The organism is Pseudomonas sp. SO81 (assembly GCF_030374125.1).
Lineage (GTDB): Bacteria > Pseudomonadota > Gammaproteobacteria > Pseudomonadales > Pseudomonadaceae > Aquipseudomonas.
Genome location: NZ_CP126126.1, coordinates 2670391 through 2689807, shown reverse-complemented (window position 1 = coordinate 2689807; position 19417 = coordinate 2670391). Strand labels below are relative to the sequence as shown.

Below are 19417 nucleotides of genomic sequence, written 5' to 3'. Positions count from 1 at the left end.
GATGAAGGACTTTCTCAAGAAAACCGCGGCGTTCTTCCGCAAGACCTGGGTCTGGAGCCTGTGCCTGGTCCTGGTGCTGGCCCTGCTGATCTGGTTCGTCGGCCCGCTGCTGGCGGTGGCCGACTCCAAGTTCTGGGCGCCGGCGTCCAGCCGCCTGGTCAGCATCAGTCTGCTGTTCCTGGCCTGGGGCCTGTTCATCGTGTTCGTCAGCTGGCGCGCCAACCTGCGCAAGAAGGCCGAGGCGGATGATGCCGACGCCCAGGAGCGCCTGCGCCGCGACGGCCTGATCAGCGAGGAGCAGCTGGAGCTCAAGGGCCGCTTCAAGCAGGCCCTGCGCACCCTGAAGACCTCCAGCCTGTACCGCGGGCGCAGCGAGAAATGGCGCAACGACCTGCCCTGGTACCTGCTGCTCGGTCCCGAGAGCAGCGGCAAGACCAGCCTGCTGGACTTCTCCGGCCTGGACTTCCCACTGAACAAGGGCGACGAGCGCCGCCTGACCAAGGACGTCGGCGGCACCCGCTACTGCGACTGGTACTTCGCCGACCACGCCGTGCTGCTGGACACCGCCGGCCGCTACCTGACCCAGCCCGACGTGGCGGTGGACAGCCGCGCCTGGCACACCCTGCTCAGCCTGCTGCGCAAGCGCCGCGCGCGCCCGCTGAACGGCGTGCTGGTGAACATCCCGGTCGACACCCTGCTGTACGCCAGCGAACTGGAACTGGAAAACCTGGCCCGCCAGATCCGCCAGCGCCTGCACGAACTGCACGCCGAGCTGCGCGCCGAAGTGCCGGTGTACCTGGTGCTGAGCAAGGCCGACAAGGTCATCGGCTTCGACGAGTTCTTCGACCAGCTGAGCCGCGAGGAGAGCGACCAGGTGCTCGGCACCAGCTTCCGCAAGGGCCAGAGCGCCACCGACGCCAGCGTGGTGCGCCAGGAGTTCGAAGAGCTGCTGCGCCGCCTCAACAGCCAGGTGATCATGCGCCTGCACCAGGAGCGCGATACCCAGCGCCGTGGCCGCATCCTCGACTTCCCGCACCAGCTCGGCCAGCTCGGCGAGCGCCTGTGCCTGCTGGTGGAACTGGCCTTCAGCGGCAACCGCTACCAGCGCTCCAGCCAGCTGCGCGGCTTCTACCTGACCAGCGCGCCGCAGCTGCAGGAACTGCTCGACCCGAGCACCACCGGCATCGGCCGCAACCTCGGCCTGGCCGGCAGCAGCCTGCCGACCTACCGCAGCGGCCGCGCCCGCTTTATCAACCAGCTGCTCAGCCGGGTGATCTTCCCCGAGGCCGAACTGGCCGGCCTGGACGACAAGGAAGTGCGCCGCATCGACTGGCGCCAGCGCGGCCTGTACGCCGGAGCCGCCGCCTGCCTGGTGCTGTTCGGCCTGCTCTGGGGCACCAGCTACTCGGCCAACCACGGCCGCCTGGAGCAGCTGCGCGAGCTGGCCCTGCAGCTGGGCCGCGACGGCGAGGGCATCAGCGCCAAGGACGACGCCCAGCGCGCCCTGCCGCTGCTCGACGGCAGCTACACCGCCACCCAGGTGTTCCCCAGCACCGGCGACGCCAGCCTGCTGGAGCGCGGTGGCCTGTACCAGGGTCCGCAGGTGCAGCCGCAGGTGCACGCCGCCTACCGCCGCAGCCTGGAAAGCGAGCTGCTGCCACGGGTGGCACGCCAGCTGGAAGGACAGATCCGCGCCAACCGCGACGACCGCGAGCTGCTGCTCGGCAGCCTGCGCGCCTACCTGATGCTCAACCTGGAGGAGCGCCGCGACCCGGCCTTCCTGCAGGACTGGCTGGCCTCCGACTGGTCGCTGCGCTATGCCGGCGACGAGCCGACCCAGAAGCGTCTCAACGCGCACTTCCAGCGCCTGCTAGCCGAGCCGTTCAGCGCCTACCCGCTGAACGACGACCTGGTGGCCGAGGCCCGGCAGATCCTGCGCAGCGAGTCGCTGGCCAACGTGGTCTACCGCATGCTCCGCGACCAGGCCCGCAGCCTGCCCGACTACCGCATCGCCCAGGCCCTGGGTGCCCAGGCGCCGCTGCTGCTGGGTAGCGACTACGCCATCCCCGGCCTGTACACGCAGAAGGGCTACCAGCAGTTCTTCGTCGCCCAGGGCCTCGGCCTGGTGCGCGACATACTCGAAGACAACTGGGTACTGGGCGAAGGCAACCAGCTCAGCGATCGCGACCTCGGCCGCCTGATGGTGGAACTGGAGCAGCTGTACTTCCGCGACTATGCCAACTACTGGGGCGAGGCCATCGCCCAGCTGAGCCTGGAGCCGATCGGCAACACCGCCCAGGGCATCACCGTGCTCACCGCACTCACTGCGGCCAATTCGCCGCTGCTGCAGGTACTGGTGGAAGTGCGCGAGAACACCCGCTTCGACCTGCCGGCCGCTGCCGATCAGACCGACGATCTGGCCGCCCAGGCCAAGCTTGGGAAGAAGGGCAAGCTGGCCGCCGCCGCGGCCGGCAAGGGTCTGGACGCCATCGCCAAGAGCCTGCCGGACACCGCCCGCCGCGCCCTGCAACGGCGCTTCGAGCCGCTGCACCGTCTGCTCGACGACAACAGCGGCGCCGGCCCGGAACTGGCCGCCACCCTGCAGGCACTGGACGCCCTGCAGCTGCAACTGAGCGGCATGGCCCACGCCAGCTCGCCGGAGCAGGCCGCCTTCGAACTGGCCAAGGCGCGCATGGGCGGTCGCCCGGATGCGATCAACCAGGTCCGCGGCACCGCCGCGCGCCTGCCGCAGCCGGTGGGCAACTGGCTGACCCTGATCGCCGACGACAGCTGGCAACTGGTGCTCAACGACGCCTATGGCTACCTGAACAAGCGCTACCGCAACGAGCTGTACGCCTTCTACAAGGAGTCGCTGTTCAAACGCTATCCGTTCAGCGCCAAGAGCGACAGCGACGTGGCCATCGCCGACTTCCGCGAGTTCTTCAAGGCCGACGGCGTGGCCGACGCCTTCGTCGATCGCTACCTCAAGGACTTCGTCAGCGACAGCGACGGCGAGTACCAGCTGCGTCGCATGGACGGCCAGGGCCTGCCGCTGTCGCCGGTGTTCCTGACCCAGATGAACCGCACCCAGGTGATCCGCCGCAGCTTCTTCGCCGAGAACCCGGCCGAGCCGCTGGTGCTGTTCAAGCTGGAGCCGTTCGCCCTCGACTACAGCCTCAACCGCGCCGACTTCCGCTTCGGCGGCCAGCAGATGGAGTACCGCCACGGCCCGATCATCGCCACCGCCTTCCGCTGGCCGGCCGAGGGCGAGAGCGAGCGCAGCAGCCTGGTGCTGGAAGAACAGGGCGGCCGCCGCGTCGGCATCGAGAAGAACAGCGGGCCCTGGGCGCTGTTCCGCCTGATCGACATGATGAAGGTGGAGCAACACAGCGGCCGCGACGCGCTGCTGCTCAAGGCCAACCTCGACGGTCTGCAGGCCAAGTACCTGCTGCACAGCCAGCGCTCGCCGAACCCGTTCGATGCCAGCCTGCTACGCCAGTTCAAGCTGCCGGCGACCCTCTGATGAAGGTCGCCCAACGCCTCTGGTCCAGCGCCGGGCGCACCGACACCGGCAAGGTGCGCGAGCGCAACGAGGACGCCTTTCTCGACCAGCCACAGCAGGGCCTGTGGGTGGTCGCCGACGGCATGGGTGGCCACCAGGCCGGCGACCTGGCCAGCCGCCTGATCGTCGAGAGCCTGGCCGAGCTGCCCGCGGAGCTGGATTTCGAGGACCGCCTGGACGCCCTGCGCGACTGCCTGCACCGCCTCAACCGCCACCTCAGCCTGGGCCTGACCCTGACCGAGGCCACCCCCGACCTGCTGGTCGGCAGCACGGTGGTGGCGTTGCTCGCCGAAGGCAGTCGGGTGGCCTGCGTGTGGGCCGGAGATAGCCGCTGCTACCTGCTGCGCGGGCGTCAGCTGTTCCAGCTCAGCCGCGACCATTCGCTGTTGCAGCAACTGGTCGAGGAACGCGGCATGAGCCCGGCGGAAGCCGCGCGCCAACCCGGCGCCCATGCCCTGACCCGGGCCATCGGCGCCGCCGAGGAGCTGCAGTTGGACATCCTCGAACTGGAAAGCCTGCCCGGCGACGTGTTCCTGCTGTGCAGCGATGGCCTGTACCAGGACCTCGACCACGACGACATGACCGCCGCGCTGCTGCGCCCCAGCCCGCAGCTGGCCCTGCAGCGCCTGTTCGACCTGGCCCTGCAGGGCCCGGCCCGCGACAACCTGAGCGGCGTGGTGATCAACCGATGAACGCCGAAGCCAAGGTGGTCAGCGCCGACCTCACGGTGATGGCCGGCGCCAACCCGGCGCGCGTCGCCCGCCCGTTGCCCAAGGACCTGCCCGATCTGCTCGGCGGCCGCTACCAGATCGAGCGGCTGCTCGGCGTCGGCGGCATGGGCGCCGTGTATCGCGCTCGCGACCTGCTGCGCGAACAGTTCGGCGAACCGCAGCCCTGGGTGGCGCTGAAGACCCTCAGCGAGGACTTCGCCGAATACCCGGACGCCAGCGCCCTGCTCTACAGCGAGTTCGCCCTCACCGCGCGGCTCAGCCACCGCAACCTGGTGCGCTTCTACAGCTTCGAGGTGGACCCGGCCTGCCAGCGCGCCTTCATCACCATGGAGCTGCTCAAGGGCAACACCCTCGACCACGTGCTGCACCAGTATCCCAGCGGCCTGCCCTGGCCCGAGGCACACCGCGTCGCCCTCAGCCTGCTCGAGGCGTTGCGCTACGCACACGACCAGGGCGTGCTGCACGGCGACCTCAAGCCGAGCAACCTGATGCTCGGCGACGAGGACATCCGCCTGTTCGACTTCGGCCTCGGCCAGGCCCGCGAGGGCTTCCTCAAGGGCCTGCCACGCCTGGCGCGCAGCCGCTTCGCCGCCTGGACGCCACGCTACGCCGCCCCCGAACTGCTCGATGGCGCCACCCTGAACGCCGCCGCCGACGTCTACGCCGTGGCCTGCGTGATCTACGAACTGTGCAGCGGCCAGCATCCTTTCCGCCGGCAAAGTGCTAAACAGGCGCTGGCAATGGAACTGCCGCTGACGGCCCCCGCGGACCTGCCCCGCGCACTGTGGCCGGCACTGCGCGCCGCGCTGGAATTCGACCCAGCCAGGCGCAGCACCCTGCCGGACCTGCTGCGCGCCTTCCGCAACCAGCGCCCTACCACCTCGCTGCTCGCGCGCTGGCTGCGCCGCCCGGCCTGACAGGCCTACCGACAAGGACGATCGCATGTTCAACCCCGCCAACCAGACCCACTTCAGCCTGCATCTCGAAGGCCTCGAGCACGACCTGCAGGTGCTCGAATTCAACGGCCGCGAGGCCCTCGACCAGCCCTACCGCTTCGAGGTGGAACTGGTCAGCGAGAAGCCCGACCTGGACCTGGACGAGCTGCTCGGCAAACCGGCCTTTCTCGCCATCACCCCGGACGGCAGCGGCATCCATGGCCTGATCCACGATGTCGGCCAGGGCGAATCGGGCAAGCGCCTGACCCGCTATCACCTCACCCTTAGCCCTAAGCTGACCTGGCTCGGCTATCGCACCAACCAGCGCATCTACCAGCACCTGACGGTGCCGCAGATCGTCGCCCTGGTGCTGGAGGAGCACGGCATCCTCGGCGGTGCCTATCGCTTCCAGCTCGGCCCCACCGTCTACCCCGAGCGCGAGTACTGCGTGCAGTACGACGAGACGGACCTGCACTTCATCCAGCGCCTGTGTGAGGAAGAGGGCCTGCACTACCACTTCGAACATTCGGCCAAGGGCCACGTGCTGGTGTTCGGCGACGACCAGACCGGCTTCCCCAAGCTAGGCCAGCCCACCGCCTATGTGCAGGACAGCGGCATGGTGGCCGACGAGCCGGTGATCAAGCGCTTCAACCTGCGCCTGGCCACCCGCACCAACCAGGTCAGCCGCCGCGACTACGACTTCGAGCAACCGCGCCTGCTGCTGGAGACCGGCGCCAAGGCCGACTTCCAGCCCAAGCTGGAAGACTACGACTACCCCGGCCGCTACACCGAGCGCACCCGCGGCAAGCACCTGTCGCAACGCGCGCTGGAACGTCATCGTGCCGACTACCAGCTGGCCCAGGGCGAGAGCGACCAGCCGCGCCTGGTGACCGGCCACCTGCTGGAAATCTCCGACCACCCGCGCCGCGAATGGAACGACCTCTGGCTGCTGCAGGAAGTGCTGCACGAGGGCAAACAGCCACAGGTGCTGGAGGAATCGGTGACCAGCTTCCTCGGCGGCTCCCTCCCCTCTCCCAATGGGAGAGGGGCCAGGGGTGAGGGAACATCAGGCAACTCCGACAACTTCAAGCAGGGCTACCGCAACCGCTTCAGCGCCACCCCCTGGGACGTGCTGCACCGCCCCGCCCTGCGCCACCCGAAACCCAAGGTACTGGGCAGCCAGAGCGCCGTGGTCACCGGCCCCAAGGGTGAAGAAATCCACTGCGATCAATACGGTCGGGTCAAGGTGCAGTTCCACTGGGACCGCGAAGGCCAGGCCGACGACACCTCCAGCTGCTGGCTGCGCGTCAGCTCCAGCTGGGCCGGCGACCGCTACGGCGGCATCGCCATTCCGCGCATCGGCATGGAGGTGCTGGTCACCTTCCTCGAAGGCGATCCCGACCAGCCTTTGGTGACCGGCTGCCTATACCACAAGGAACACGTGGTTCCCTACAACCTGCCGGCGAACAAGACTCGCAGCGTCTTCAAGACCCTCAGCAGTCCGGGTGGTGGCGGCTACAACGAGCTGCGCATCGAAGACCGCAAGGGCCAGGAGCAAATCTATATCCACGCCCAGAAGGACTGGGACGAGAACGTCGAACACGACCAGAAGATCCGCATCGGCCACGAGCGACACGACAGGGTCGAGGCCAACAGCTACACCGAGCTGAAAGCCGAGGAACACCACACCACCCACGCCGAGCGCAAAGTGGAGGTGAAGGCCGAAGACCACCTGACCATCGCCCAGAACCAGCACATCAAGCTCGGCACCGCCCAACTGACCAAGGCCGGCCGCGAGATCCACCTCAAGGCCGGGCAGAAGATGGTCATCGAGGCCGGCGTCGAACTCACCCTCAAGGCCGGCGGCAGCTTCATCAAACTCGACCCCAGCGGCATCACTCTGGTCGGCCCCCTGGCCAAACTCAACGCCGGCGGCGCGCCTGGCTCGGGTACTGGGATCGCCCTCAAGCAGCCGTTGCAGCCGGGAATGGCTGACAAGGACAAGGCGGGGAATCTGTTGGATGAGGCCTGGCTCAACCCACTCAGCAATTGCGAGAACAAGCCGCAACCGGCGGTGTGCGAGGAATGTCTGCGCATCGCCCAACGCAAGGCCCAGGCCTTGGTGCCGCGCTGACCCGACTTAGAATCAAGGACGACTCATGCCTACCCATGCCTCCACCTGGCTGGCCATTCTGCAGGAACAGGCGCTCAGTCATCGGCTAGCCCATATCGACCTGCTGCTTGACACCACGGGGCTGAATTACCCGCTCTGGCAGAGCGTGGCCGATCTGAAGGCCGAACCCGATATCGCTCTGCTGCTCGACGGCACTCCCGAACAGGCCCTGGCCAAGCAGGGCCCTGTCCTGCTGCGCCTGCAATGGGCCGATCAGGAACATCGGTTCTGGCTGCAGCAATTGTTCGACTCACTGCATCGCGAGCCGCGCCTACTGGTCCTGCTCAGCAGTTGGTCCTTCATCGAGCTATCGGAACATTTGCGTCACTGCACCCAGGCCGAGTGGAACCAGGGGCAAAGCAGCGGGCTGCTGCGCTACTGGGACCCACGACTGTTTCTCGCCGTCAGCGAAACCCTCACACCCCAGCAAGGCCGCTGGTTCCATGCCCCCGCCATCGCCTGGCATTGGCTGGATCGCGATGGCCAACCCCGCCAATTGGCAGGCCAATCCACTCATCCCAGCGAGCTGCCTCAACCTTTATCGACAATGGAGTTGAGCAATGAGCAGGTTGCCGAGCTGGTCGCCTGGATGGACGCCGAAGAATACCGCGCATTCACTTGCGCGCAGCACCAGGAATACGGCCTGTCCAATCGGGAAACTCTGCAGCAGCATCTGGTACGCGCCTATCTCGATGCCAACCAGCAGGGCGTTGTGGATATCGACCAACGTAGGACGCATGTGCGCGAATGGCTGGCTCGCAACTCGTCGATATCTCCAGGGGCACAGCTCGCATGAGTCAGCGGTTAGGTTGGCTGCTCTGCATCAGCGTGCTGGTGCTGATCGGCTGCACCCCTGCCAAGCACAAGATGCTGGCTGCGCCAGTGATGGGCTACAACCACACTTCAGCAGCCATCAACAGCTTCAGCGTTAACGGGGCAGGAGGATCGAATATAGGACCGCACCAAGGAGGGGGAAATCAGAGTTGCTGTGGATTACTCCCCGCTCGGTGGCACCCCGGTCTAACAGCCGAGGTGGAGTGGGAGAAAGACCCAACCCCCCGCGTGAAGTGGCCTGAACCCCTGTTTTCGGACGCCTGGCGCAAACGGATGGAAGAGCATGAGCGCCACTACACCCGTCACCGTGCCGAGGTCGTGATCCCTCACTACGAAAAGAGTTGCGGATACCAAGTTCATTTCCTGCCCTGCGATCAGGTACAGGTCAATACCACCTGCTTTACCCCGCAACACCCCGACTATCCCTACAAGGAGCTGTTCCAGCTCAAGGAGCCAAAGGAATGCCCTGCCTCATGAAAACTAGGCTTATCTGCGGCGCTCTCTGCGCTCTGTTACTTGTCGGCTGCGGTCCCGCCAAGCCCAAGATGCTGTCTGCACCGGTCACGGGCTACAACCATACCTCTGCCGCAATCAATAGCTTCAGTGTGAATGGCGCCGGCGGCGCTGGTGTCGGGCCACATCAAGGAGGGGGGAAACAAAGCTGCTGTGGCGTATTACCCGCCCAATGGCGACCCGGCCTAACCGCCGTTGTGGAGTGGGAGAAAGACCCAAATCCCCGCGTGAACTGGCCTGAGCCCCTGTTTTCGGACGCCTGGCGCAAACGGATGGAAGAGCACGAGCGTCATTACACCCGTCACCGTGCCGAGGTCGTGATCCCTCACTACGAAAAGAGTTGCGGGTACCAAGTTCACTTCCTCCCCTGCGATCAGGTACAGGTAAATACCACATGCTTCACCCCGCAACACCCCGACTACCCCTACAAGGAACTGTTCCAACTCAAGGAGCCTAAAGAGTGCCCAGCGCCATGACACAGGGAAGTGCCGGCAAGGCCAATGCGCTGATTGCCCCCCCATTCCAAAGCGGTTTGCCCGACTCACCACAGTCCGTAATGCTCAATCTGAGCAAGCGAGAGAGAGATGAGAGTCGACACATCTCGCATAGCAGACAAAAGTCATTACAGGCGGGCGGAGCCATTAGCAGCGACACCTGCTGTCAGTCCTTACATCTGTCGCTGTTCTTCGACGGCACCAACAACAATCGGTACGCTGATGAACGCGAGCCGCTAAGTACCAGCAATATTGCCCGCTTGTACCACGCGACAGTGGATCACTCAGACTCAGAGGGCACAAGAAGTCACTTCAGCTACTACTGCCCGGGCGTCGGCACAGCCTTTCCGGAAATCGGCGAGCATGAGCCGCTTCAGAAAGGCCTTATCGGTGCAATGGGTGGAGAGAATCGCATTAACTGGGGGCTGACTCGCCTCATAGACGCCCTGCGTAGAGTTCTTCTGAACACGATCCTGGACGATTCGGAAACCCAAGATCTGCTCTCGGAAATGAGCACCGTCATACTGACCCCCGAGTTGATCAGCAATGGCAAACGCAATCGCGAACAAGCTCTGCGGCCCTTGATCGACCAACTCGAAGCCACATTACTGACTCACAAGGAACAGCAGAAGAAACCTGAGATTCTCTCTCTGCGCCTGTATGTCTACGGCTTCTCCCGAGGCGCCGCCGAGGCGCGGACCTTCTGTAACTGGCTGCTGGAGCTGGTGCGCAAGTCTGGTACCAATGGCGATCCGGAATACCGCTTCGCCGGCCTACCAATCTCCATCGAGTTTCTCGGCATCTTCGATACGGTGGCAGCAGTCGGTCTGGCCGACAGTTTCCCCTTCGCCGCCGGCCATATGAGCTGGGCCGACGGCACCATGCGCCTGCCAGACGAAGACACCCGCCTACCGGAAGACCAGCGCTTTCTCAATCGCTGCGTGCATCTGGTCTCGGCTCATGAGCAACGAGCCAGTTTTCCGCTGGACTCGATACGTCGGCGCCCACGCGGTGAAGATGGAGAGCCGGACAAGAGCCAATCTTCGAGCTATCGGGCAAACAGCGTCGAGTATGTCTATCCAGGCATGCACTCGGACGTAGGCGGCGGCTATCCTGCCAAGGATCAGGGCAAGGCCATGCAGCCTGAGTTGCTACTCTCTCAGGTCACCCTGCACCACATGTACCGGGAAGCCTTTGCTGCTGGTGCGCCATTGAGAGTACCTAAAGCATGCGTCAACAAAGATGTCCTTGCGAAAGAGCCCGGACTTGAACTGGAACCAAAGTGGGTACGAGAGCTGGACATATCCCCCACGTTAATAGATCGCTTCAATGCCTGGCAGGCCCAAGCAGCCAGGGCAGGTAATGCTCCCTTGGAGGAAATTGTCGAGCGGGAGACCGAGCTGATCACCGGTTGGCGCATTGATCGCTATCACAATGGCCTGAACGGCAGCAGCTTCTACGAGAACGTAAAGAGGCAACAGGACGAATCAGAAGCCGTTTGGGATGCCCGCACACGCCTGCACGCGCATAAGCTTGATGAGAAGAAACTCGAGCGAAACGGCGAGAAATTTATCAGCTGCGAGCACCGCCTCCAGGCCAACCGCACCTTCGCAGAAGGTGATTGCCCAGGCTACTCGGAGTTCGATGAGGACATCCGCACCGTCGGTGGCCTTGGGGAATACCAGAAGCTGGAAATCGAGAAGGCCTACGAACCAACCCTGGATAACCGCCAGCTCCAGGGAGCCGCCGCCGAGTTTTCCCGCGACTACCGCGGCGACTGGAAGCCCGTGGAGGATGATCGAGGCTTCCTTTCCGGCGTAATCGACTCACTTTCCGGTGTGATCTATCTGATCAACGAAGAAGACGAAGCCACTCAGTTCAAGAGTATCCATACCGACGGCACGGCCTGGTATCACAAGCTCTTTGTGGATAAAGGGAAAGTCGCCCCTGGCTACGAGTCGCTCGTCGCCCTGTTCGACGATCATGTCCACGACTCCCGCGCCTGGTTCATGAATAGCTCGGGTTTTGCCCCCAGAGAGGTATGGACCGACTACTTCCGTTACCGCCTGGTGCACTTCGATCAGGATTCGAACAAGTCGCTGACGCCGCTGCTGACCGCCGGCCGAGTCATCGGTCTGGCCATCGCCGTCGGCAGCATCGGTCTGGCCGTCAAACGCCGCGATCCTCGCTACTTGCTCGGTCTGATTCTGCCGACACTAGGCGTACCAGTGCTTCGCGGCAAGCTGCCGATGCCGGATTCCCAGAGCCTGCCGCAGGTCAGCGCCTTCGACCCACTCACCGGTATCGCCTATCCGATGATGCAAGGCATCGACCACCTGCGCGCTTACACCCGTGAACCCGGCGCCGTCCTGCGTCAGGTCCAGGCAATGCCTCTACCGCAACCACTCACTGAACAGACGGCTACGACACCTGAACTGAAGAAGATCTTCCAAGCAGCACAGGCAGCCAAGGCTGTAGCCGAGGCCAAGGAAGGCAATCCGATGGGGTTGGTCGATATGCTTGCCGGGCAGTTGGGCGACACGGAGCAACCTGGCAAGACCAAGTCTCCGGATTGGCTTGATATGGCTGGAGATATAGTTGGCGACAAGCTAGGGATTGGTTGATGCACCCACTAGTCCGGGCCACCGTAGCTCTTCTAATGGGGCTGTCGGCAGGGATTTGCGAGGCCGAGCTTCTGGGTATACCCGGCAGCTCGTGGCAGGTCGAATCGGATTGCAGAAGAGGCGTTTGTGAAGTCTCGCTGACGGATGGCGTTAATACAGAACAAGTATTGCAGTTTCCATCGCCGCCAAGTCACGCAAACCATGAGTCCGGCATCTTCCTGCTCACATTCGGTTGCGGCACCACCTGCTCGGCAACCTATGCCTACAAACTCGGCGGCCAGTTGGGCGGCCCCTTCTCTCTGGTGGAGGTGGTCGATAGCGAACGGGAAGTAGTGATGAGCCTGGGTGAGCGCTCGGTGCGCTTCTATCGGATGTTCGGGACAAGCGATAAACCGCTGAACGAGATCACTCCCGAGTTCGGTGGCTACAGCCTGCTGGAGAGCATCGCCGATACGGGGATAGAGGATCACGTATTCCGCGTGACCTATCAGGGCAAGGCGGACCTGGAGGTGCTGGAATACGAAGCCCCTCCACTTCCCTAATCGACAAAGAAAAAGCGGGCCATCAGCCCGCTTTCTCGTTTCGCTCTCGGCTTATTCCACCGTCACCGACTTGGCCAGGTTGCGTGGCTGGTCTACGTCAGTGCCCTTGAGTACGGCCACGTAGTAGGACAGCAGCTGCAGCGGCACGGTGTAGAGGATCGGTGCCAGCACATCATGGATGTGCGGCATGTTGATCACCTGGGTGCCTTCGCCGTTGCCCAGGCCGGCGGCTTCGTCGGCGAAGACGATCAGTTGGCCACCGCGGGCGCGGACTTCCTGCAGGTTGGACTTGAGCTTCTCCAGCAGCTCGTTGTTCGGCGCCACGGTGACCACCGGCATGTCGGCGTCGACCAGGGCCAGCGGGCCGTGCTTGAGCTCGCCGGCCGGGTAGGCCTCGGCGTGGATGTAGGAGATTTCCTTGAGCTTGAGCGCACCTTCCATGGCCACAGGGTATTGGGCGCCACGGCCGAGGAACAGGGTGTGGTGCTTCTCGGCGAACAGCTCGGCGACCTTCTCCACGGTCTTGTCCATGGCCAAAGCCTCGCCCAGACGAGTCGGCAGGCGGCGCAGTTCTTCCACCAGCTCGGCAGCGACACCGGTTTGCAGGGTGCCGCGTACCTGGCCGAGGGCCAGGGTCAGCAGCAGCAGGGAGACCAGCTGTGTGGTGAAGGCCTTGGTCGAGGCCACGCCGATCTCCGGGCCGGCCTGGGTCAGCAGGCACAGGTCGGACTCGCGCACCAGGGAGCTGGTGCCGACGTTGCAGATGGTCAGGCTGGCCAGGTAGCCGGCCTGTTTGGCATTGCGCAGGGCAGCCAGGGTGTCGGCGGTCTCGCCGGACTGGGAGATGGTGATGAACAGGGTGTCCGGCTGCACGGCCACCTGGCGGTAGCGGAACTCGCTAGCCACTTCGATCTGGCAGGGAATGCTGGTCAGGGCTTCGAGCCAGTAACGGGCGACCATGCCGGCGTGGTAGCTGGTACCGCAGGCGACGATCTGCACGTTGCGTACCTTGGCGAACAGCTCCGCGGCCTGCGGGCCGAAGGCCTGGACCAGCACATGGTCGCCGCCCAGGCGGCCTTCCAGGGTGCGCTGTACGACCTTGGGCTGCTCGTGAATTTCCTTGAGCATAAAGTGGCGGTACTCACCTTTATCCGCCGCTTCAGCCCCTTCGTGGTACTGCACCGCTTCACGCTGTACGGATTGGCCGGCGACGTCCCAGATCTGCACGCTGTCGCGACGGATCTCAGCGATATCGCCCTCCTCCAGATACATGAAGCGATCAGTCACCTGGCGCAGGGCCAGTTGGTCTGAGGCGAGGAAGTTCTCACCCAGGCCCAGGCCGATTACCAGCGGGCTGCCGCTGCGGGCGGCGAGGATACGGTCCGGTTGGGCGGCGCTGATCACGGCCAGGCCGTAGGCACCGTGCAGCTCGGGAATGGCGGCCTTGAGCGCGGCGGTGAGGTCGCCGAGCTGCTGCAGCTTGTGCTGCAGCAAGTGGACGATGGTCTCGGTGTCGGTATCGGAGGTGAAGACGTAGCCGAGACCCTTGAGGCGCTCGCGCAGTTCCTCGTGGTTCTCGATGATGCCGTTGTGCACCACGGCCAGTTGCTCGCCAGGCTCTTTACCAGAGAAGTGCGGGTGGGCGTTGCGCTCGCTCGGCGCACCGTGGGTGGCCCAGCGGGTGTGGGCGATGCCCAGGTGGCCGGTCAGCGGCTCACAGGCCAGGGCCTGTTCCAGCTCGGCGACCTTGCCGACGCGGCGACGGCGCTGCAGTTCGCCGGCCTGGGTGAAGACCGCCACGCCGGCGCTGTCATAGCCGCGGTATTCCAGGCGCTTGAGGCCTTCGACCAGGATCGGGGTGATGTTGCGTTCGGCGACGGCGCCAACGATGCCACACATAGGGGTTCTCCTCAGGAAGCGGCGGCGAGGATCAGCTGGACCCCACGCGCACGTATCTGTTCGGCCACCTGGCTATCCAGGCGGTCGTCGGTGATCAGGGTATGGACACTGCTCCAGGGCAGCTCCAGGTTGGGAATACGGCGGCCGACCTTGTCGCTCTCGACCATGACGATGACCTCACGGGCCACCTCGGCCATGACCCGCGACAGGCCCAGCAGCTCGTTGAAGGTGGTGGTGCCACGCGCCAGGTCGATGCCGTCGGCGCCGATAAACAGCTGGTCGAAGTCGTAGGAGCGCAGCACTTGCTCGGCGACCTGGCCCTGGAAGGACTCGGAGTGCGGGTCCCAGGTACCGCCGGTCATCAGCAGCACCGGCTCATGCTCCAACTCGCGCAAGGCGTTGGCCACATTCAACGAGTTGGTCATCACCACCAGGCCGGGCTGGCGGCCAAGCTGGCGGATCATCGCCGCCGTGGTGCTGCCGCTGTCGATGATGATGCGTGCGTGCTCGCGGATCAGGCCGACCGCCGCGCGGGCGATGGCCTGCTTGTGCCGGGAGATGGGCTGCGCCGGCTCGCCGATCAGTTCCTGCGGCATGGGCACGGCACCGCCGTAGCGACGCAGCAGCAGGCCGTTCTTCTCCAGCTCGGCCAGATCCTTTCGAATCGTAACTTCGGAGGTGGCGAAATGCTGCGCCAGGGCATCCACGACCACCTCGCCCTGCTCGTTGAGCAAGGCGAGAATCGCGTGGCGGCGCTGGGGAGTGTTGCGTTTCGACATTTAAGTTTCGATTCGAAAGATAAGTGCGCGAATCAAAACCTAATGAAAGCTTTTGGTCAAGCTCCGAATGCACAAAAGGCGGCCAGGGCCGCCTTTGCTTGCTCGCCGCCGACTACTTCGGCGTCTTCTGCGGGCGCTTCCAGCCTTCGATGTTGCGCTGCTTGGCACGCCCCACGGCCAGGGCGGCCGCCGGTACGTCCTGAGTCACGGTGGAACCGGCGCCGGTGGTGGCGCCATTGCCCAGGGTGACCGGGGCTACCAACGAGCTATTCGAGCCGATAAACACGTCCTCGCCCATCACCGTCTTGTGCTTGTTGGCACCGTCGTAGTTGCAGGTGATGGTGCCGGCGCCGATGTTGGTACGCGCGCCGATCTCAGCATCGCCCAGGTAGCTCAGGTGGCCGGCCTTGGCGCCCTCGCCCAGCACCGCGTTCTTCAGCTCGACGAAGTTGCCGACATGGGCCTTGGCACCGAGCTTGGCACCAGGACGCAGACGGGCGAACGGGCCGCAGTCGGCGCCCTCGCCCACTTCGGCACCTTCCAGGTGGCTGTTGGCCTTGACGATGGCGCCGCGGCGCAGGATGGAATCCTTGATCACGCAGTTCGGGCCGATCTGCACATCGTCCTCGATCACCACGCGGCCTTCGAGGATCACGTTGATGTCGATGGTCACGTCGCGGCCCACGCTCACTTCTCCACGCACGTCGAAACGATGCGGGTCGAACAGGGTCACGCCCTGGGCCATCAACTGGCGGGCCATGCGCTGCTGATAGTGGCATTCGAGCTGCGACAGCTGTATGCGGTCGTTGGCGCCGAGCACTTCCATCTCGTCCTGAGCGGTCTCGGTGGCCACCACCAGGCCGTCGGCCACCGCCATGGCGATCACGTCGGTGAGGTAGTACTCGCCCTGGGCGTTGCTGTTGGACAGCCGGCCCAGCCAGTCGCCGAGGCGCTTGCCCGGCACGGCGAGGATGCCGGTATTGCCTTCGCGGATGGCGCGCTGCGCCTCGCTGGCATCCTTGTGCTCGACGATGGCCTGCACCACGCCGTTGGCGTCGCGCACGATGCGGCCATAGCCGGAGGGATCGGCCAGGTTGACCGTCAGCAGTCCCAGCTGGGATTCGCTAGCCTGCTCAAGCAGGCGGGTCAGGGTTTCGACCCGGGTCAGCGGCACATCGCCGTAAAGGATCAATACCTTGTCCGCTTCCAGCGCAGGCAGCGCCTGAGCCACGGCGTGGCCAGTGCCCAGCTGCTCGGCCTGCAGCACGAAGTGGATATCGTCGGCCGCCAGGCGCTCGCGGACCCGTTCGGCACCGTGGCCGATCACCACGTGGATCTTGCGCGGTGACAGCTGGCGGGCGGTATCGATGACGTGGCCGAGCATGGGCTTGCCGGCCACCGGATGCAGGACCTTGGGCAGGGCCGAACGCATGCGGGTGCCCTGGCCGGCGGCGAGGATGACGATATCGAGGGACATGGCGGAATCCTGAACGGGCACAGGCGCAGAAGCACCTGTGGATAAAAACGGCAGAAAAGAAAAAGGGTAGCCAAGGCTACCCTTTTACTCGCTAACGCTGAAGACGGAGGACGTGCCTCAGTACTTCTTGCGCATCTGCTGGACGGTGCGCAGCTGGGCTGCGACTTCGGCCAGGTGAGCGGCGGCGGAACCGTAGTTGAATTCCGAGCCTTTCTCGTTGAGCGCTTTCTCGGCGGCCTTGAGGGCCTCCTGAGCAGCAGCTTCGTCGATGTCGCCGGCGCGAGTCACGGTGTCGGCCAGGACCTTCACCATGTTCGGCTGCACTTCGAGGAAACCACCCGAGATGTAGAACACCTCATGCTCGCCGCCCTGCTTGACCAGGCGGATTGGGCCCGGCTTCAGGTCGGTGATCAGCGGGGCGTGGCCCGGAGCGATACCCAGATCGCCCAGGTTGCCGTGCGCGATCACCATCTCGACCAGACCGGAGAAGATCTCCGCTTCGGCACTGACGATGTCGCAATGGACAGTAATGGCCATACGCTTGCCTCACGAGCGCCCGTTGCCGGGCGCACAGGGGATTACAGTTTCTTGGCTTTCTCGATGGCTTCTTCGATGCCGCCAACCATGTAGAACGCCTGCTCCGGCAGGTGATCGTAGTCACCTTTCAGGATGCCGCTGAAACCAGCGATGGTGTCCTTCAGGGAAACGTACTTGCCTGGCGAACCGGTGAAGACTTCGGCCACGAAGAACGGCTGGGACAGGAAGCGCTGGATCTTACGAGCACGGGCTACCAGTTGCTTGTCCGCTTCGGACAGCTCGTCCATACCGAGGATCGCGATGATGTCCTTCAGTTCCTTGTAACGCTGCAGTACGTACTGCACGCCACGGGCGGTCTCGTAGTGCTCCTGACCAACCACCAGCGGATCGAGCTGGCGGGAGGTGGAGTCCAGCGGGTCCACGGCCGGGTAGATACCCAGGGAGGCGATGTCACGCGACAGTACGACGGTGGCGTCCAAGTGGGCGAAGGTGGTCGCCGGGCTCGGGTCGGTCAGGTCGTCCGCAGGTACGTAGACGGCCTGTACCGAGGTGATCGAGCCGTTCTTGGTGGAGGTAATACGCTCCTGCAGAACGCCCATCTCTTCGGCCAGAGTCGGCTGGTAACCTACTGCGGAAGGCATACGGCCCAGCAGTGCGGATACTTCGGTACCGGCGAGGGTGTAACGGTAGATGTTGTCGACGAACAGCAGAACGTCACGGCCTTCGTCACGGAACTTCTCGGCCATGGTCAGGCCGGTCAGTGCCACGCGCAGACGGTTGCCTGGCGGCTCGTTCATCTGGCCGTAAACCAGGGCTACCTTGTCGAGAACGTTGGAGTCCTTCATCTCGTGGTAGAAGTCGTTACCCTCACGAGTACGCTCACCCACACCAGCGAACACGGAGTAACCGCTGTGTTCCATGGCGATGTTACGGATCAGTTCCATCATGTTCACGGTCTTGCCGACACCGGCACCACCGAACAGACCGACCTTACCGCCCTTGGCGAACGGGCAGACCAGGTCGATTACCTTGATGCCGGTTTCCAGCAGGTCGTTGCCGCCGGCTTGCTCGGCGTACGACGGCGCAGCGCGGTGGATTTCCCACTGCTCTTCTTCGCCGATCGGGCCAGCTTCGTCGATCGGGTTGCCCAGCACGTCCATGATCCGGCCCAGGGTCGCTTTACCAACCGGTACGGAGATGGCCTTGTTGGTACGGGTGACGTCCAGGCCGCGTTTCAGGCCTTCGGTCGAACCCATGGCAATGGAGCGAACCACGCCGTCGCCCAGCTGCTGCTGAACTTCGAGGGTGGTTTCGGCGCCGACTACTTTCAGCGCTTCATAAACACTCGGCACTTGATCACGCGGGAATTCCACGTCGATAACGGCGCCGATGATTTGAACGATACGTCCGCTACTCATCTTTGGTTCCTCTGAATATTTGAACCGTTCTTAAACCGCGGCAGCGCCGCCGACGATTTCCGAAATTTCCTGGGTGATCGCTGCCTGGCGCGCCTTGTTGTAAATCAGCTGCAGGTCTTTGATCAGATCGCCAGCGTTGTCGGTGGCGTTCTTCATCGCGATCATCCGGGCCGCTTGTTCAGCCGCGTTGTTCTCAACCACTGCCTGGTACACCTGCGATTCCACGTAGCGCACCATCAGGCCGTCGAGCAGCTGTTTGGCGTCGGGTTCGTACAGGTAGTCCCAGTGGTGCTTGAGACCTTCATCCGGAGTCGCCACCAGGGGAACGAGCTGCTCCACTGTCGGCTTTTGCGTCATGGTATTGACGAACTTGTTCGAGACCACGGACAGACGATCGATGCGACCTTCGAGGTAAGCATCGAGCATGACCTTGACGGAACCGATCAGATCGTTGATCGACGGTTCTTCGCCCAGGTGGCTGATCGCAGCAACGACATTGCCACCAAAGTTGCGGAAGAACGCCGCACCCTTGCTGCCAATCACGCAGAGATCAACCTCTACGCCTTGCTCGCGATTGCTCGCCATGTCCTTGACCAGAGCCTTGAACAGGTTGGTATTCAGACCACCGCACAGACCACGGTCCGAACTCACCACCACGTAACCGACGCGCTTGACTTCACGCTCGATCATGAACGGGTGACGATATTCCGGGTTGGCGTTGGCCAGATGACCAATCACCTGGCGGATACGCTCCGCGTAGGGACGACTAGACGCCATGCGCTGTTGAGCTCTGCGCATTTTGCTGGTCGCCACCTTTTCCATGGCGCTGGTGATCTTCTGCGTGCTTTTGATGCTCGCAATCTTGCTGCGAATCTCTTTTGCGCCTGCCATGTAACACC

General features: G+C 63.9%; 15 protein-coding genes. 9 read left to right on the top strand and 6 right to left on the bottom strand.

Annotated elements, in window-relative coordinates; translation table 11 throughout:
- The first annotated feature begins 1 nt into the window (after position 1).
- Genes tssM through OH686_RS12460 form a run of 9 tightly spaced genes read left to right on the top strand, consistent with a single transcriptional unit; the run spans position 2 to position 12408 of the window.
- A complete protein-coding gene (gene tssM / locus OH686_RS12500; protein WP_289532947.1) occupies positions 2 to 3523 on the top strand; it encodes a type VI secretion system membrane subunit TssM in 3522 nt (1173 codons plus the stop codon).
- Positions 3523 to 4254, top strand: a complete 732-nt coding sequence (locus OH686_RS12495; protein ID WP_289532946.1) for a PP2C family protein-serine/threonine phosphatase — start codon at positions 3523 to 3525, stop codon at positions 4252 to 4254. Before tssM ends, OH686_RS12495 begins: the two co-directional genes overlap by 1 nt.
- Positions 4251 to 5210, top strand: coding sequence for a serine/threonine-protein kinase (locus OH686_RS12490; protein WP_289532945.1), 960 nt, complete (start codon positions 4251 to 4253; stop codon positions 5208 to 5210). Before OH686_RS12495 ends, OH686_RS12490 begins: the two co-directional genes overlap by 4 nt.
- Before the next feature lie 25 nt (positions 5211 to 5235).
- Complete coding sequence (locus OH686_RS12485) at positions 5236 to 7362, top strand: type VI secretion system Vgr family protein (protein ID WP_289532944.1); 2127 nt, start codon at positions 5236 to 5238, stop codon at positions 7360 to 7362.
- Positions 7363 to 7387: 25 nt separating this feature from the next.
- On the top strand, positions 7388 to 8197 hold the full coding sequence (gene tla1, locus OH686_RS12480; protein ID WP_289532942.1) for a toxin Tle1 chaperone Tla1: 810 nt from the start codon (positions 7388 to 7390) through the stop codon (positions 8195 to 8197).
- Positions 8194 to 8712 (top strand): Tli1a family immunity protein, encoded by a 519-nt coding sequence (tli1a, locus tag OH686_RS12475; protein WP_289532940.1) that lies wholly within the window; start codon positions 8194 to 8196, stop codon positions 8710 to 8712. Before tla1 ends, tli1a (OH686_RS12475) begins: the two co-directional genes overlap by 4 nt.
- A complete protein-coding gene (gene tli1a, locus OH686_RS12470; protein WP_354005254.1) occupies positions 8697 to 9224 on the top strand; it encodes a Tli1a family immunity protein in 528 nt (175 codons plus the stop codon). The genes tli1a (OH686_RS12475) and tli1a (OH686_RS12470) overlap by 16 nt, the downstream gene beginning before the upstream one ends.
- Positions 9209 to 11866 carry a T6SS phospholipase effector Tle1-like catalytic domain-containing protein gene (locus tag OH686_RS12465; RefSeq protein ID WP_289532939.1) on the top strand — a complete coding sequence of 886 codons (2658 nt, stop codon included), beginning with the start codon at positions 9209 to 9211 and terminating at the stop codon, positions 11864 to 11866. Before tli1a (OH686_RS12470) ends, OH686_RS12465 begins: the two co-directional genes overlap by 16 nt.
- Positions 11866 to 12408, top strand: coding sequence for a hypothetical protein (locus tag OH686_RS12460; RefSeq protein ID WP_289532938.1), 543 nt, complete (start codon positions 11866 to 11868; stop codon positions 12406 to 12408). The genes OH686_RS12465 and OH686_RS12460 overlap by 1 nt, the downstream gene beginning before the upstream one ends.
- Positions 12409 to 12459: 51 nt before the next feature.
- Here OH686_RS12460 and glmS read toward each other — a convergent pair whose 3' ends face one another.
- From glmS to atpG, 6 genes are all read right to left on the bottom strand, one after another.
- Positions 12460 to 14307, bottom strand: a complete 1848-nt coding sequence (glmS, locus tag OH686_RS12455; protein ID WP_289532936.1) for a glutamine--fructose-6-phosphate transaminase (isomerizing) — start codon at positions 14305 to 14307, stop codon at positions 12460 to 12462.
- A gap of 11 nt (positions 14308 to 14318) precedes the next feature.
- Positions 14319 to 15086 (bottom strand): DeoR/GlpR family DNA-binding transcription regulator, encoded by a 768-nt coding sequence (locus tag OH686_RS12450; RefSeq protein WP_289532935.1) that lies wholly within the window; start codon positions 15084 to 15086, stop codon positions 14319 to 14321.
- Between the two features lie 112 nt (positions 15087 to 15198).
- The gene (glmU, locus tag OH686_RS12445) at positions 15199 to 16563 is read right to left on the bottom strand and encodes a bifunctional UDP-N-acetylglucosamine diphosphorylase/glucosamine-1-phosphate N-acetyltransferase GlmU (protein ID WP_289532933.1); all 1365 of its coding nucleotides are present in this window, start codon (positions 16561 to 16563) and stop codon (positions 15199 to 15201) included.
- A 117-nt stretch (positions 16564 to 16680) separates the two neighbouring features.
- Positions 16681 to 17100 carry a F0F1 ATP synthase subunit epsilon gene (locus tag OH686_RS12440; RefSeq protein WP_021702539.1) on the bottom strand — a complete coding sequence of 140 codons (420 nt, stop codon included), beginning with the start codon at positions 17098 to 17100 and terminating at the stop codon, positions 16681 to 16683.
- A gap of 41 nt (positions 17101 to 17141) precedes the next feature.
- On the bottom strand, positions 17142 to 18518 hold the full coding sequence (gene atpD, locus OH686_RS12435; RefSeq protein WP_289532932.1) for a F0F1 ATP synthase subunit beta: 1377 nt from the start codon (positions 18516 to 18518) through the stop codon (positions 17142 to 17144).
- 30 nt (positions 18519 to 18548) lie between these two features.
- Complete coding sequence (gene atpG, locus OH686_RS12430) at positions 18549 to 19409, bottom strand: F0F1 ATP synthase subunit gamma (protein ID WP_137973937.1); 861 nt, start codon at positions 19407 to 19409, stop codon at positions 18549 to 18551.
- Positions 19410 to 19417: the final 8 nt, after the last annotated feature.